This window comes from Paenibacillus sp. MAHUQ-63 (genome assembly GCF_028765165.1).
Lineage (GTDB): Bacteria > Bacillota > Bacilli > Paenibacillales > NBRC-103111 > Paenibacillus_E.
This window is the reverse complement of sequence record NZ_JARADB010000003.1, coordinates 1,336,283-1,351,584: the sequence shown is the minus strand read 5'-3', so window position 1 is coordinate 1,351,584 and position 15,302 is coordinate 1,336,283. Positions and strand designations below refer to the sequence as shown.

The window sequence follows — 15,302 nt, the reverse complement described above, 5'->3', positions numbered from 1 at the left end:
GTTTCGCTGACGAAATTCAAGCAACTTCTTCCGTACAGGCACTTCTAGGCACAAACCCACATAGACTAATACTAGTCTTGAAAGCGGAGGCTTCCGAAGCAGCTAAGATCCGCAAACATTGAAGGGGGTGGCTGGAGTGCCTGGGATTTTCAGTGCAATTGCTGTGTTGATTAAGCAGTTAACGTTACTTGTATCCTATGTCAAAAATAACGCGTTTCCACAACCTTTAACGGAAGAAGAGGAAGAAAAGCATCTTAGACTGATGGCAGAAGGCAACGATCATTCAAGGAATAAGCTGATTGAACACAATTTACGGTTAGTTGCCCATATAGTAAAAAAATTCGATAATACAGGTGAAGATCTCGAGGATCTGATCTCGATCGGCACGATCGGTCTAATCAAAGCGATCGAGTCGTTTTCACCGAACAAGGGGACGAAGCTGGCGACTTTTGCGGCGCGCTGTATCGAGAACGAGATCTTGATGCATCTGCGCTCGCTGAAGAAAACGCGCAAGGACGTATCCTTGCATGATCCCATCGGAACGGACAAAGAGGGGAATGAAATTACGCTCATCGACATCCTCGGTACGGAAGCGGACGATGTCGTGGATAAGGTTCAGCTCAAGATAGAGAAAAGTAAGATCTATCGGAATTTGGATATATTGGATGAACGCGAGAAGGAAGTTGTTGTCGGGCGGTTCGGATTAGAGCTCGGAGGGGAAGAACGGACGCAGCGGGAAATTGCGAAGGAGCTGGGGATTAGCCGCTCTTATGTTTCACGGATTGAGAAGCGGGCGCTCATGAAGCTGTATCATGAGTTTTATAAGGCGAAGCGGTAGGGTTGGTCTGGCGTGTCGGATGAGTCGCATACTTCATTTATTTGGTTTCAGATAATGGAGGCGAAGCGTATGACTTTAATCCAGTTGGAGCATGTGAGCAAGAATTATGCGATGGGCGGAGAAATGATTCGAGCGCTCGACGATGTTTCGTTAGAGATTGACCACGGTGAGTTCGTGGCTATTATGGGGCCGTCAGGGTCGGGGAAGTCGACGTTGATGAACATTTTGGGGTGCTTGGATGTTGCGGATCGTGGGGACTATGTTTTGGATGGGAAGGCGATTAATCGGCTGAAGGATTCTCAGCTGGCTGAAATAAGGAACCGAAAGATCGGCTTCGTCTTCCAGAGCTTTAATTTGCTGCCACGGCTGAACGCGTATGAGAATGTGGAGCTGCCGCTCATTTACCGGGGGATGAGCAGGAAGGAGCGGGAGCCGCTTGTGATGCAGGCGCTGGAAGCCGTTGATTTGGTGGACCGCAGGCGGCATCTGCCGTCCGAGCTGTCCGGCGGGCAGCAGCAGCGGGTGGCGATTGCCCGGACGTTGGCCGGGGATCCGGCGATAATTCTGGCGGATGAGCCGACGGGGGCGTTGGACTCCAAGACCGGGACGGAGATTCTGGGGATTTTCCAGAGATTGAATGAGCAGGGCAGGACGGTTGTGTTGATTACGCACGACCTGGCGATTGCGCAGCAGGCGAAGCGGGTTGTGTATTTCAGGGATGGGAAGTTGAATGAGGTTGGGTAGAGAGGACCGGGACTCCGATGGGGTTCCGGTTTTTGGATTTCGTGAATCTCATTACAATGGATGTACTCTGATGGATTCAATATAACAAAAAAATAAGTCAATAAACAATAAAGCAGGATAATGCGTATTTAGAACAAACAAGGTATACTTAGAATTCTAATAATTGTGCAAAATAAAGTTAGCTGTGTATCAACAATTGAAAGCGATTTCAGATTTGTTTTCTTCTAAGAGGGGTGCTTCTATGTATCAAGTGCTTGTTGCTGAAGATGAATTTTGGATACGGAATCAAGTTATTGAACTTGTGGACAAAACACAGGGTTTCAAAGTAATTGGGGCAGCACAGGATGGGGAAGAGGCCTGGAAGCTAATCAATGAGCAATGGCCGGATATTTTGATTACGGATATTATGATGCCTCAAATGGATGGACTTGCTTTACTAAAAAGAATCTATGAATATAATCTCTCGATTTCACCAATTATTATTAGTGGTTATGATAATTTTTCTTATGCTCAGCAGGCCATACGATTCGGTATATCCGAATATTTACTAAAGCCCCTCTCCAAGGACAAAATCAAAGACGCGCTGGAGCAATCCGTACGCCACATGGAACGAACACATAGGTTCCGTGATTATTTTCTCTCGGTTCATGAGTTTTCACATAAGTTAGATACCATGGAACAAGCGAGTGCTTGGAGAGAACTATCCGAACTAATCAAATCCATTTTAAATATTAAAACGGCTCTTCCAACGGAGAAAACCGGGATGCTCCGCATCCTCTCAGATAAAATGACAGACCAAATGCGCTCGAAAAGTGAGTTGCGGGAAGTTGAAGTTTTCACGATTCATGTGCAGGATAAAGAGTCAGTTCTGAAATATTTTTATGGTCTATTGGAAAACTGGTTCAGAAATGTCGAAAAGTCGCCAGATTCCAATAAGCAACTGATTATCAAAAAGGTTCAAGAATATGTGCAAAAAAACTATATGAACGATATTACGCTCTCTCAGATCGCAGAGATTGCGGATCTCAGTGTGTCGAGGTTTTGTGTGATTTTTAAACAGCAGTATCACGATTCGTTCGTTAATTATGTCAATCAAGTTCGAATTGATAAAGCGAAGCAACTGTTGTTAGAGACGGACTTGAAAATTTATGAAGTGGCCGATATGGTGGGATTTTCCACTCTGCCATATTTCAACCGGTTGTTCAAATCGGTAACCGGACACTCTCCAAACGAATATAAGAGGAGCTTGGGATTATGAGGCGGGGATTAAAGTTCATCCAAAACTCCTCGATCACGGCAAGAATGTTCACGCTTTTCTTTGGCCTTTCCATTCTTGTCGTTGTTTTGATGGCCAGCTTCTCATTTTATTTCTACAATAAAGCTGTTAAGCATGATTTTAAAACGATAACAGGTGAAGCTTCAGAACGACTCAGTTATCATCTTGAATTCTATTTGAAACAAATGGCTCAATCTACTGGCACGATGATCACGAATTCGTTGACTCAGGACTGGTTGGAGGGGGAACGTCCGCTCACCTCCCAGGATGTTAATGATTTGCATAGAGCCTTAGAAATGTATATCTCGTTCAATTTCCGTGAAATTGTTAACCTTTACCTTGTATCGTCGGATAAACGCGTTTTTGCTTTGAATCCGCTCAAAAATAACGATTATTCGCATGAACCTTGGTTTCAGCAGACTCCCACAGGCAAATCGGCAACGATGCCAACCTATCGTACGGATAATGGCCAGCCTGTGATGAGTATGTTAATTCCCGTGTACAGTACGCAGGATGTGAAGTTAATCGGTAATCTGGTCATCGAGTTTTCTTTAGCTGAAGTTAAATCCACCTTCATGAAATCCAATTTAGGTTCTAACGGTTTCTTCTTTATGTTGTCTGACAAAGGTGAAGTGGTTTATTACCCGCAAGAAAGCTGGCTAGGTCAGCCGCTTCAGGAGACGGATTTGGCTGTGCTGGATTTGAGGGATACGGGACGTTCGAGCGTTCAATGGTGGAACGGCCGCAAGTCGCTTGTGGATGTAATAAAGTCTGAACAAACTGGCTGGTATATCGTCGCAATCGTTCCGTATCAAGAAATTGCAAGCGGTTTGAATTCAGCTATCAACTCTTCCATAATCACAGTGATCATCATCATTATCTGCTTGGTTGGAATCATTCCATTAGTGCTCCGTAAATTCATCGAGCCGGTCAAAAAAATGAAGTCGGCGATGGAGCGCGTATCACGAGGTGACTTGTCTATTCGGGTAGATCAAATATCCGATATTAATGAATTCCAAAGTCTCAGTCATAGTTTCAATAAAATGGTTGATCAACTGAATGAGAACATCCAGATGGTAGCTGAGCTGGAAGTGAAAGAAGTGAAACTACAGCTTCACCAACAGGAGGCGACCATTCAAGCACTTCAAAATCAGATTAATCCGCATTTGCTTTACAATACATTAGGGATCATCAGCGGTATTGCTTCAATTGAGGATAGCCCGTTAATCGGGACCATTTCGCAAAACCTTGCGGATATATATCGGTATGCGGCCAGTTTTTCAAATATGGAAGTAACACTTAGCGACGAACTGTCCATTCTCAGAAAATATTTAGACATCATTCATGTCCGATTTCCTAGAAGGTTCGATAGTAAAGTGGTAATTCATGAGAAATACCTGAACTGTAGAATTCTGAAGCTGACCTTGCAGCCCATTGTCGAGAATGCGGTGAAGTATGGTGTCGAAGCTCGTGGCGGAGGCGGCGCGATTATTGTAACAGCGTTCGCTGAGGGACAAGATCTTATTATTGAAATAGCCGATAATGGTCCTGGCATTGATGAAGCGAAGCAAAGAAGTTACCATCAGGAATTTCAAGTCAGTCTGGCTGACGACACGATTCACGGCCGCGAGTCGCTTGGATTACCCAATGTTCATAATCGCATTCGATTGAAGTATGGAGCAGGCTATGGCATTGCTATTCATTCGTTTCCGGGACGGGGGACTGTAACTTCGGTACGGATCCCCTTATTGTCCATCGAAAACGCAAGTGAAAGATAGGTCAACAAATAAAAAAATAGAGTAAGGATAAAGTTTCCCTCGAATTGTATAGTAGGGGATGTGACATACCCCAAAACTGAGGGAGGGCGTTTCCTATTCCAACGGAAGATTTAATTCGTCAACTGACGATAGAGGAGAAAATTAGTTTATTGGCAGGGTCATCCTTTTGGACGACGAGGGAAATCGAAAGACTTCAGCTTCCATCCATTACGCTTACAGATGGTCCCCATGGACTTCGGCTGTCGACAGGCACGGATATGGGCGATATGCTATCGCATACAAAGCCGGCTACAGCGTTTCCGATTGAAGCTGCAATGGCAGCTACATGGAACGAGGCGTTAATTCAAGAGGCAGGGGCGGTTATGGCAGAGGAATGCCAACATTACGATGTCGGCATTTTGTTGGGACCCGGCCTCAACGGAAAGCGTTCTCCGCTAGGCGGGCGCAACTTCGAGTATTTCTCTGAGGATCCTTACTTGACGGGCAAGATGGGAACAGCTTTCGTCATCGGTGTTCAGCAAGGTGGAGTCGGCACCTCGATTAAGCATTTCGTTGCGAACGAACAGGAATCGAACCGTATGGTAGTGAGTTCAGAAGTAGAAGAGCGAGCACTCAGAGAGGTGTACATGCTGCCGTTCGAAATGGTGGTGAAGGATGCCGCTCCTTGGACAGTAATGTGTGCTTATAACCGCGTGAACGGCACGCATATGGCAAATAACGGCCAGTTATTAAACGGAGTCCTGAAGGAAGAATGGAAATTCGACGGCCTCGTTATGTCCGACTGGGGAGCCGTCGTTGATAAGGCGGCATCCGTTCGAGGCGGACTTGATTTGGAGATGCCCGGCCCGGGCACACGTGATGCCGAGGTATTGGAAGCATATCGTCAGGGAAGGATTACGGAGCAGGAGATAAATGAGCATGTTCTACGTATCCTGAACGTTGTGGAGAAGGTACATACACAGAAGAGAAATGTGCCTGTCCTCGATGTCGATGGTCATCATGCAGTGGCGCGCAGGGTTGCGGAAGAAGCGGTTGTTCTTCTGAAGAACGACGAGGGACTACTTCCACTCTCTAAGCAATCCAGAGTAGCGGTGCTGGGACCATTCGCCAAAGAGCCGCGGTTCCAAGGGGGCGGAAGCTCGCATATGAACCCTGCTCGCTTGGATATTCCATTTGAGGAAATTTCCAAGTATGCGCAAGCTTCTTATGCAGCGGGCATGGATGAGACAGATAGCGAGGCGTCAATTGACGAAGCCTGCCGAATTGCCGCGGGACAGGAGGCTGTAATTATTTTCGCAGGGACTACAGAAAGGATTGAGAGTGAAGGTTATGATCGAACCGACCTTAATATTCCAAGCGGTCATACGAGATTAATTGAGGCTGTTTCAAAAGTAAACGCTAACGTCGTCGTCGTAGTAAACAGCGGGTCCGCAACGGATATCGGTGCGTATGACACGATGTGCAAAGCCGTGCTGCAGGCATGGCTGCCTGGTCAAGCGGGCGGAGCCGCAATTGCTAACATCCTTTTCGGTGAGGTTAACCCCTCGGGCAAGTTGTCGGAAACCTTCCCGATGGCTGTTGAGCACAATCCGTCGTACCTCTCTTTTCCAGGCAATGTGAAGCAGGCCGTCTATGCGGAAGGGATATTCGTCGGTTATCGCTATTACGACACAAAGAAGCTTGAGGTTAAATATCCTTTTGGTTATGGACTTTCCTATACAGAATTTGTATATACGAACTTACAACTGTCTGCAAATCGTTTGGGAAGCGGAGATACGCTGAAGGTGAGAGTCGACGTGACGAATACTGGGAGCCGTGCAGGCAAAGAGGTTGTACAGGTCTATGTGCGGGACCTTGTTTCATCCGTGCCTAAGGCTGATAAAGAGCTGAAGGGCTTTGCCAAGCTGGAGCTGGCGCCCGGGGAGACAAGAACGGTGGAACTCGAGCTGAGAGAGCGGGACTTCTCCCATTTCGTCAACCATTTGGGAAGATTCGCCGTTGAATCGGGAGAATTCGAAATTCTAGTAGGCGCATCGTCGCGCGACATCCGTTTGGCACAGCTCGTTCATTTTCAAGCTGCTGAAGACGTACGTGAACCATTGACAATGGAGCATTCGCTGCAAGCGTGGTTGAAGGACGACAGGCACTCCGATAAGGTCAGACATGTTTTGAGTGAAATGAGAATAGAATCCGATAGTCCCATGTATCCTTTATTCCTGGGAATGCCGATACGCACGATTCTGATGTTTCTTCCAGGCTTGGGATTTTCGCAGGAGAAAGCTGACCAGTTGTTTGCCGCATTTGAATCGGAAAGTTTCTCTGATTTAGCATTTATGAAAATATAAACCATTAAGAGGGGGCTGTTACGAGAACAGACCCCTCTTCTCTATGCTATGGGAGCAATAAGATTGGTTAAGAAATAAAAAAATCCGCTAAATCCAAACGTATTTGCCTAGTGTATAGTGTTGTTCGTAATGACTTTAACACCGCTGGAGGGTTGGACATGTCTCACAGGAAAAAGAATATCGTTTTGCTTATGACGGACCAGCATCGGCTCGATCACGTGAGCTATCACGGTTACGGCAAATTGGATACTCCAAACATAGACAGAATAGCGGAAAGCGTCGGTTTTACGAATTGCGTCTCTGTGAATCCGGTCTGCACACCGGCTCGGGCGGCGCTCTTAACAGGCAAGTACACGCACCAAATCGGAATGACCGCGATGTCGGGCGATTTGTCCCTGCAGCATCCGACGTATCCTCGGGCGCTGCAAGAGAACGGTTATCGGACTTACGGCATCGGCAAATTTCACTGGCTGCAGGGATGGAAATTCGGATGCCCGATCGGCCAAGGACATCCGCTGACAAGCATCAAAGAGGACATGAAGCAATTCGGATTCCACGAAGTTTGGGAGGCTTCCGGGAAGCAACTCGTGAGCCGCAATTATTGTGATTATGCAGAGCATCTAGACCGTCAGGGCTTGCTTGAGAAATACCGGGAATTTAATACCCGCAGCGGCATGAATACCAATCTGGCCGAGACGCAGAATTTTACTGGAGAGCCGTTCCCATTCGGCGAGGAGAACTACATGGACATCGTCATCGGCGACCATATTATCAAGGCAATTGAGGATCGTCCGAAAGATCAGCCCTTCTTCCTCTTCGGTTCATTTGTCGGTCCGCATCCGCCGTACGATGCTCCTCAATCGTATCTGGACAAGGTAGCTTATGAGGAAATAGACGATTTCCTGCCGGGCCCGGAAGGTTCGCTTACGGAAGAAACTAAGCAGCGTCTCTTCAAGCTTCGTCGCTCCTACAAAGCAATGATTACGATTATCGATGAGCAGGTGGGGCGCATATTGGCCAAGCTTGAAGAACAGGGCATTTTGGACGAGACGGTCATCCTGTTCACAGCCGATCATGGCGAAATGATGGGGGATCATGGGCGCGCTCAAAAGCAGTCTCCCTACCGTGCATCCGCTGTTGTGCCCACTGCGATTCGCCACCCGGATTATTTGCACGGGATCATTAACGATCTTCCTTGTGAGTTGATTGATCTGACCGCCACGATACTGGATGCTGCAGGCATCGATCCGCAGAAGGCGCTTAGCAAGGATTGGCCAGCCTTCCATGATCGGGTACCATGCTGCTCACTCCTTCCTATCCTTACCGGCGAAAGCGAAAAGATACGAGACTATGCCTTCTCCGAATGCTTCGGAGAGTGGCACATGATCCAATCCTCGGAGTGGAAGTATATTCGATATCTGAGATACGACGATCCGGACCAGGTCCCGGAGCAATTGTATGATCTGCGAGAAGACCCTAACGAGGTTCATAATGTAATTAATAACCCCGCTTATGCGGAGGCGGCCGAATGGTGCCGCAGGAGGAGAGCGTATGTCCTTGATCGAACGCCTCCAGCTCAACTGCAGTGGGCACCGATTATTGGGAGCAGTCGCTAGCGTAAAAAGATAAGACAAGAAACAATAAGATTAAGTAACGAAATGAAAGCAGGCCTTAGCGTATAGTTAGGGTGTGATCTTGATCACCAGATGAGAAAGAGGGGAAAACAAATGAAGAGAAAAATAACTACAATTGCACTGTCATCTGTACTTATCGCAAGTCTTGTCGGATGCGGAAAGGCATCGGATACGCCAAAGCCTGAGGCGGCAGCAGCAAGTAACAATATAAGCAAAAAGTTATCGATCGAGTTAATGGCGTACAGCGCGGCGGGCGGAGGATGGTCAGACACCAATGCGGTCATACAGAAGCTAAACGAGAAGCTGAATATCGACTTGAAAATCCAATGGGTTCCCCTTGATGCTGTAGCTCAAAAAGAAAACGTGATGGCGGCTTCTAACAGCTTTCCAGACGTGTTCTGGATCCAGCAAAATGAATTTGTTAAATGGCGTGACAAAAATGTATTTATGGATATCAAGCCTTACCTGAACAGCTTTCCGAATCTTGCGAAGAACCTAACACCGGAATCACTGCAACTGAATAATCCGAAGGATAAGTACTTCGGTTTCCCATACTATATCCAAGATACACGCGATTCCATGGTTATTCGCAAAGATTGGCTTGATAAGCTTGGCTTGAAAATGCCAACGACGGTGGATGAATTTGCCCAAGTGGCCAAGGCGTTCGCGACGCAAGACCCGGATGGCAACGGCAAACAGGATACGACGGGGTTATCGTTTGGCTTTGTAAACAATCGGTTTAGTGGTTTGGAGCCGATTCAGGCCGCTTTCGGCCTTGGAAACGAATGGATTCTGAAAGACGGACAATTGGTCAATTACCGGACACAGACCAAGGAGCTTAAGCAATTTGTAACCTATTTGAACAAAATGTATCAAGACGGCAGCTTGGATAAAGACTTCGCAACCAATAAAGCGACCGATCATAAGGACAAGTTCTCATCCGGTAAAATCGGAATCGCGGAATATGTGCCTGGCGAACTGATGACCACTTCGTTCCCGGCTTTGAAGAAGGCACAGCCAACTGCAGAGATCGCCCAAATTATCCCGCCTAAAGGTCCTGACGGCAAGCAAGGATCGCAAACTAATCCAATGACGATGGCCAAAATTGTAATTAATAATGCTATTGATAAAGAGAAACAGCAGCGCATTCTGATGTTGTTGGATTACATGGTATCGGACGAGGGCTACGATTTAATTAAGAATGGGATTGAAGGCATTCATTATAAATCGGACAACGGGAAATATGTGAAACTGGATGCTTACGATAAAGAACGTCCGCAGCTGCTGTCCACTTGGTTTTTCCGCAAATTCGACCCGCTGATTCAAATGCATAAATGGGATGATCAAACGGTTGTTGCGCAGCTTCAAACATGGATTGATAACAATGCGAAATATCCTTGGCCCAATGCTGGCGCGGAGGTGGTTTCCGACGCACAATCCAAGCTCGGCCCAACGGCGGAGCAGAAGTGGATGTCAGCGATTATAAAAATTATTATGGGGCAATCTCCGGTCGAAGCCGTCGAGCAAGCCGCGGCGGAGTATCTCAAAAATGGCGGGGATCAAATCACTAAAGAATACAACGAGCAGTATAAACAGCTTCATCAATAAGATCTGGAGTTGATCAACCAACATGAATATGGAGCGAACATTAAAAGGGAGCAATACGGCGCTTCAGAGGCAAGGTATCAAGCAGCAGCTATTCGGGAACCGGAGTTGGCCGATCTATCTGATGATTCTTCCAGGAGTGCTTTATTTTCTGGTATTCCGTTACATCCCCATGGGAGGTCTGGTCCTGGCTTTTAAGGACTATGACCCCATTACGGGATTTGCCGACAGCCCTTGGGTTGGTTTAGCAAACTTCAAAGAACTGTTTACGGATGCTGATTTCTGGATGATCATGCGCAATACCTTTTTGTTAAGTGCAATTAATTTATTTTTATTTTTTCCAATTCCGATCGTCGTAGCCCTGCTGCTGAATGAAGTCAGAAAGCCATGGGTGAAGAAGATTGTGCAAACCACGATCTATATTCCTCACTTTGTGTCATGGGTGGTTGTAGCCGGGATTACGGTGCTCCTGTTCGCAACTCAGGATGGCGGCATCAATATGTTCTTGGCGCAGCACGGCGTTGCCCGATTCGAGCTTCTGACGGATCCTTCGTATTTCAGAGCGTTATTCTTGTCACAAAACGTTTGGAAGGAAATGGGTTGGAACAGTATCTTGTTCCTTGCTGCGCTAGCCTCTGTAGACCCCGGCCTATACGAAGCGGCGCACGTGGACGGCGCAGGACGCTGGCGGCAAATGTGGCATATCACGCTGCCTAGTCTCAGGAATATTGCAGTCGTCCTATTTATTTTGCGGATTGGGCACGTCATGGACGTAGGCTTCGAGCAAATTTTGTTGCTGCAAAATCCTCTGAATATAGCGGTTTCCGATGTCTTTGACACCTTTGTCTACCGCAACGGGGTACAGCAGGGGGAATTCAGCTATTCGACAGCGGTAGGCTTGTTTAAATCAGTCGTCGGACTTGTGCTTGTCATGACGTTCAATCGTTTGGCGAAGAAATTCGGAGAGGAGGGAGTCTATTAAAATGAAAAAGTCTAACCAATTGTTTGACAGCGTTATCTATCTCTTGATGATTGTCATATTTCTCTTTATCGCTTTTCCGTTTGCCTATATTTTATTTAGCTCCTTTTCCTCGAAGACTGAGTTTTTAACACGCGGATTTTTTATTTTCCCGCATGACTGGACGTTAAACTCCTACGGATACCTGCTGTTAAACGATAATTTCATGCGTTCTTATCAGAATACTTTCGTCATCACCATTTGCGGAACGGCGATCAGCCTGGTGTTTACGATACTAATGGCATATGGCTTGTCCAAAGGCTGGCTGTGGGGACGTAAAACAATGAATATGCTTGTGCTCGTTACAATGATTTTTAACGGCGGATTAATTCCCACCTATCTGGTTGTGCGTCAACTGCACTTGATCGACAGCTATTGGGCGATCTTCCTGACAGGAGCTATTTTTCCTTTTCTATTGATTCTCATGCGAAGCTTTTTCTCGAACATTCCGGTGGAACTGGAAGAAGCGGCTCGAATTGACGGATGCGGAGAGTGGAGGCTGCTCTATAAGATTATTCTTCCTTTGTCGATGCCCTCGCTGGTGACGATCGGCCTTATGTACGGTGTTGCCCGCTGGAACGATTATTTTCAAGCCGTATTGTATTTAAACGATGCGAATAAGTGGCCGATCCAAACGTTCCTGAGGCAGTTCCTGCTCGATTCCGACAGCGGCATGTTGACAAACGTGGGCGGATTCGAATATGGACCTCCCGTTAAAATGGCCGCCGTTATTGCAACAGCATTACCTCTGTTAATTTGCTATCCGTTTTTACAAAAATATTTTAATAAAGGCATGATGGTCGGCTCTGTAAAAGGCTAAGAACTCTATTGCAATTGGAAACCGAAAGGATGGGTCATATGCGAATATTGTTTCTAGATTTGGACTCAACAAGCCCGGATCACCTAGGTTGCTACGGGTATCATCGCAATACGTCACCTAATATTGACAAAATCGCTGCGGAGGGCGTCCGTTTTACGAACTATTATACATCCGACGCGCCTTGTGCTCCCTCAAGGACGGCGCTCATGAGCGGAAAGTTCGGTATTATTAACGGCTTGGTCGGTCATGGCGGAACGGCTGGGGATATGAAGCTTGAGGGCAAGGAGCGCGAGCTGATGGGCAAGCTTTCGCGCGGAGGCTCGCTCCCGACCTACCTCGGGTTAGCGGGAGATATGAACACCGTGCTGATCAGCCCGTTTGCCCAAAGACATTCAACTTTCCATTTCTACGCCGGTTTCAATGAGATTTTGAATACGGGCCGATATGGCAACGAGTCTGCTGAGCATGTCACGCCGGTTGCGCTGGATTGGATCGAGCGCAATGCGAATAAGGATAATTGGTTCTTATACATCAATTATTGGGACCCGCATACGCCTTATCGTGCGCCGATGGATTTCGGCAATCCGTTTGAGAACGAGCCGCTTCCGGCGTGGTTGACGGACGACGTGCTGGAGCGGCATAAGCAAATGGTCGGTTCCCACTGTGCGAATGAGTTGAATATCGATTACCAGAATAAGACCTATGATAACCAGCGGCCTGCTGCATTCCCTCGCCACCCCGGCGAGATTCAAAATATGGATGACATGAGAGAAATGATTGATGGCTACGATTGCGGAATCCGTTATATGGATCAGCACCTGGGACGCCTATTCGCAGCTTTGGAGGAGCAGGGCGTTATGGAAGACTTGATCATCCTCATTTCGGCCGATCACGGCGAGAATATGGGACAATTGGGCATCTATGGCGAGCATGCCACGGCCGATCAAGGCACCTGCCGTATTCCGATGATTATCCGATGGCCAGGAATGAAGCAGGGGCACGTGGACGAAGGTCTTCACTATCACCTGGATTTACTGCCGACCTTTGCTGATATGCTTGGTCAGCCCGCATTCCCAGAATGGAACGGCAGAAGCTACGCCCCTGCATTACAAGACGGCTCCGATTGCGGACGCGAGTTTCTGGTTGTCTCACAGTGCGCGCATGTGGTTCAGCGCAGCGTGCGGTTCGGAGATTGGATCTATATCCGTTCCTATCATGACGGTTTCCATCTCTTTGATGAGGAGATGCTCTATAATCTTGCTGAAGATCCGAAAGAGCAGCATAATGTCGCTGCCGATAATCGCAGCGTTTGTATGGAAGCGGTTTATTATCTCAATCAGTGGCATGACGATATGATGCGCCGAAACAGTGACGCCGTCGATCCGCTGTGGACGGTTATGCAGGAGGGCGGGCCCTTCCACGCGAAAGGCTACTTAAAAGGATACATCAAGCGATTGGAAGAGACGGGTAGGGGTCATCTCGTTCCTGAACTGGTTCGCAGGCATCCGGAAGAGTTTGTGCAGGAGCCGAACGCCTTCCTGGGTCAGCTTCAAGCGAAGATTGGCGCCAGAATGGCGGGGAAATAGGGAGGTGTCTCATATGAATCCGTCAGTGGGCAGACCTAATATTTTATGGATTTCGCTTGAGGATACAAGCCCTAGATTCGGCTGCTACGGCGACGAGCTGGCGCGGACACCGAATATAGATAAGCTTGCGGCGGAGGGGACCCTTTACCGCAACGCCTTTGCAACGGCAGGGGTATGTTCCCCTAGCCGTTCGGCAGTGATTACCGGTATGTATCCGACGGCGATCGGTACACATCATATGCGGACAGAGCACACAAATAAATATACGCCGGAGCTGCCTACGCCTTACTTCGCGGTTCCTCCCGCCAATGTCAAGACATTTACGGAGTATTTACGGGCTGAGGGTTATTACTGCACTAATAATTTCAAAACTGATTATCAATTTGCCTCTCCTCTTACGGCATGGGACGTAGACGGTATGGAGGCACACTGGCGCCACCGTGAGCCTGGACAGCCGTTCTTCGCCGTATTTAATCATATTCTGACACACGAAAGTGCCATGTGGGGCGACCAGATACGTAAGTATTACGGGTTGACTGAAGATTTGACGCCTGTAACCGATCCGGACAAGGTTACCGTTCCTCCGTATATACCGAATACGCCTAAATCGCGTGAAGCACTTGCGAAGCACTATGATTTGATTGAAGAGGCGGATTGTGCAGTGGGTAATCTTCTGCGGCAGCTGGAGGAAGATGGGCTAGCGGATAACACGGTTGTCATCCTGTGGAGCGACCATGGTGAGGGGTTGCCCAGAGCCAAGCGATGGCCTTATGATGCGGGCATCCATGTACCGCTAATCGTTCGTTGGCCAGGTGTTGTAAAAGCTGGAGAAATCAGCGATCAGATGGTTAGTCTGATTGATCTTGGTCCCACGATGTTGTCCATAACGGGCACGCCACTTCCTTATCATCTTCAAGGTCAGCCGTTCCTGGGAGAACGGATGAAGCCTCGAGAGTACATCTTTGCCACCCGTGACCGATACGATGAATCGTATGATATGGTTCGAGCTGTACGAGATAAACGTTTTAAATATATCCGCAACTACTGTCCGCTGAATCCCTACCTCCAATGGATTAAGTTTAGCCATCAACATGCTATGTTTCAAGAATTATGGAGACTGGAGCTTGCAGGTCAGCTTGAGGGAGACGAACGAATCATGATGCAGACCCACCGTCCAGTCGAGGAATTGTACGACTGTGAAAGCGATCCTTACGAGCTTCGCAATCTGGCTGATGATCCCAACTATCGTGAGGAGCTGGAACGGCTGCGAACCGAAATGGATGCATGGCGGGATAAGTATGATGTCTGGGGAGATGTGCCGGAAGAACAGATGGTTAGACAGATGTGGCCGAACGGCGTTCAGCCCCAAACCGCTGCTCCCATCTTCATAGCGATCAATTCGGGAAATCCGGGCATCGAACCAGCCGCTCACTTTGAATATGATGAACCTACGGCCATTCTGCTGCATTCCGCTACTCAAGGAGCTTCCATTGCTTATACGACGGAAGAAGGGTCTGCGCCACGATGGAGGCTATATACAGGACCTATTACATTAACAAATGGCAGAACTTTGATCCGCGCCAAGGCGGTTCGGCTTGGTTATAAGGACAGCGAGGAAGCGGCTGCATCGTATGTAATCGAGAGAAGGAGTTAGAGCC

The 15,302-nt window shown here is 47.8% G+C and carries 11 protein-coding genes; all 11 read left to right on the top strand.

Annotated features, from left to right (window positions below; genetic code table 11):
• Window positions 1-136: 136 nt before the first annotated feature.
• Window positions 137-838 (top strand): RNA polymerase sporulation sigma factor SigK, encoded by a 702-nt coding sequence (gene sigK / locus PUT07_RS21810; RefSeq protein ID WP_274470555.1) that lies wholly within the window; start codon window positions 137-139, stop codon window positions 836-838.
• Window positions 839-907: 69 nt separating this feature from the next.
• The gene (locus tag PUT07_RS21805) at window positions 908-1,582 is read left to right on the top strand and encodes an ABC transporter ATP-binding protein (protein WP_274470554.1); all 675 of its coding nucleotides are present in this window, start codon (window positions 908-910) and stop codon (window positions 1,580-1,582) included.
• 241 nt (window positions 1,583-1,823) lie between these two features.
• Complete coding sequence (locus tag PUT07_RS21800) at window positions 1,824-2,840, top strand: response regulator transcription factor (protein ID WP_274470553.1); 1,017 nt, start codon at window positions 1,824-1,826, stop codon at window positions 2,838-2,840.
• Window positions 2,837-4,636 carry a cache domain-containing sensor histidine kinase gene (locus PUT07_RS21795; protein WP_274470552.1) on the top strand — a complete coding sequence of 600 codons (1,800 nt, stop codon included), beginning with the start codon at window positions 2,837-2,839 and terminating at the stop codon, window positions 4,634-4,636. The genes PUT07_RS21800 and PUT07_RS21795 overlap by 4 nt, the downstream gene beginning before the upstream one ends.
• A gap of 149 nt (window positions 4,637-4,785) precedes the next feature.
• A complete protein-coding gene (locus PUT07_RS21790) occupies window positions 4,786-6,981 on the top strand; it encodes a glycoside hydrolase family 3 C-terminal domain-containing protein (RefSeq protein WP_274470551.1) in 2,196 nt (731 codons plus the stop codon).
• Window positions 6,982-7,139: 158 nt separating this feature from the next.
• Window positions 7,140-8,597 carry a sulfatase family protein gene (locus tag PUT07_RS21785; RefSeq protein WP_274470550.1) on the top strand — a complete coding sequence of 486 codons (1,458 nt, stop codon included), beginning with the start codon at window positions 7,140-7,142 and terminating at the stop codon, window positions 8,595-8,597.
• A gap of 111 nt (window positions 8,598-8,708) precedes the next feature.
• Window positions 8,709-10,223 carry an extracellular solute-binding protein gene (locus PUT07_RS21780; protein WP_274470549.1) on the top strand — a complete coding sequence of 505 codons (1,515 nt, stop codon included), beginning with the start codon at window positions 8,709-8,711 and terminating at the stop codon, window positions 10,221-10,223.
• A 22-nt stretch (window positions 10,224-10,245) separates the two neighbouring features.
• Window positions 10,246-11,202, top strand: a complete 957-nt coding sequence (locus tag PUT07_RS21775; RefSeq protein WP_274470548.1) for an ABC transporter permease — start codon at window positions 10,246-10,248, stop codon at window positions 11,200-11,202.
• Between the two features lies 1 nt (window position 11,203).
• Window positions 11,204-12,058 carry a carbohydrate ABC transporter permease gene (locus tag PUT07_RS21770; protein WP_274470547.1) on the top strand — a complete coding sequence of 285 codons (855 nt, stop codon included), beginning with the start codon at window positions 11,204-11,206 and terminating at the stop codon, window positions 12,056-12,058.
• Between the two features lie 38 nt (window positions 12,059-12,096).
• A complete protein-coding gene (locus PUT07_RS21765; RefSeq protein ID WP_274470545.1) occupies window positions 12,097-13,644 on the top strand; it encodes a sulfatase family protein in 1,548 nt (515 codons plus the stop codon).
• A gap of 13 nt (window positions 13,645-13,657) precedes the next feature.
• Complete coding sequence (locus tag PUT07_RS21760) at window positions 13,658-15,298, top strand: sulfatase-like hydrolase/transferase (protein ID WP_274470544.1); 1,641 nt, start codon at window positions 13,658-13,660, stop codon at window positions 15,296-15,298.
• The last annotated feature ends 4 nt before the right edge of the window (window positions 15,299-15,302 follow it).

Bases quoted from the DNA above. Each gene is read 5' to 3' on its own strand.
- PUT07_RS21760 (WP_274470544.1), top strand. From the start codon at position 13,658: ATGAATCCGTCAGTGGGCAGACCTAATATTTTATGGATTTCGCTTGAG.
- PUT07_RS21780 (WP_274470549.1), top strand. From the start codon at position 8,709: ATGAAGAGAAAAATAACTACAATTGCACTGTCATCTGTACTTATCGCA.
- PUT07_RS21765 (WP_274470545.1), top strand. From the start codon at position 12,097: ATGCGAATATTGTTTCTAGATTTGGACTCAACAAGCCCGGATCACCTA.
- PUT07_RS21775 (WP_274470548.1), top strand. From the start codon at position 10,246: ATGAATATGGAGCGAACATTAAAAGGGAGCAATACGGCGCTTCAGAGG.
- PUT07_RS21795 (WP_274470552.1), top strand. From the start codon at position 2,837: ATGAGGCGGGGATTAAAGTTCATCCAAAACTCCTCGATCACGGCAAGA.
- PUT07_RS21805 (WP_274470554.1), top strand. From the start codon at position 908: ATGACTTTAATCCAGTTGGAGCATGTGAGCAAGAATTATGCGATGGGC.
- PUT07_RS21800 (WP_274470553.1), top strand. From the start codon at position 1,824: ATGTATCAAGTGCTTGTTGCTGAAGATGAATTTTGGATACGGAATCAA.
- PUT07_RS21770 (WP_274470547.1), top strand. From the start codon at position 11,204: ATGAAAAAGTCTAACCAATTGTTTGACAGCGTTATCTATCTCTTGATG.
- PUT07_RS21785 (WP_274470550.1), top strand. From the start codon at position 7,140: ATGTCTCACAGGAAAAAGAATATCGTTTTGCTTATGACGGACCAGCAT.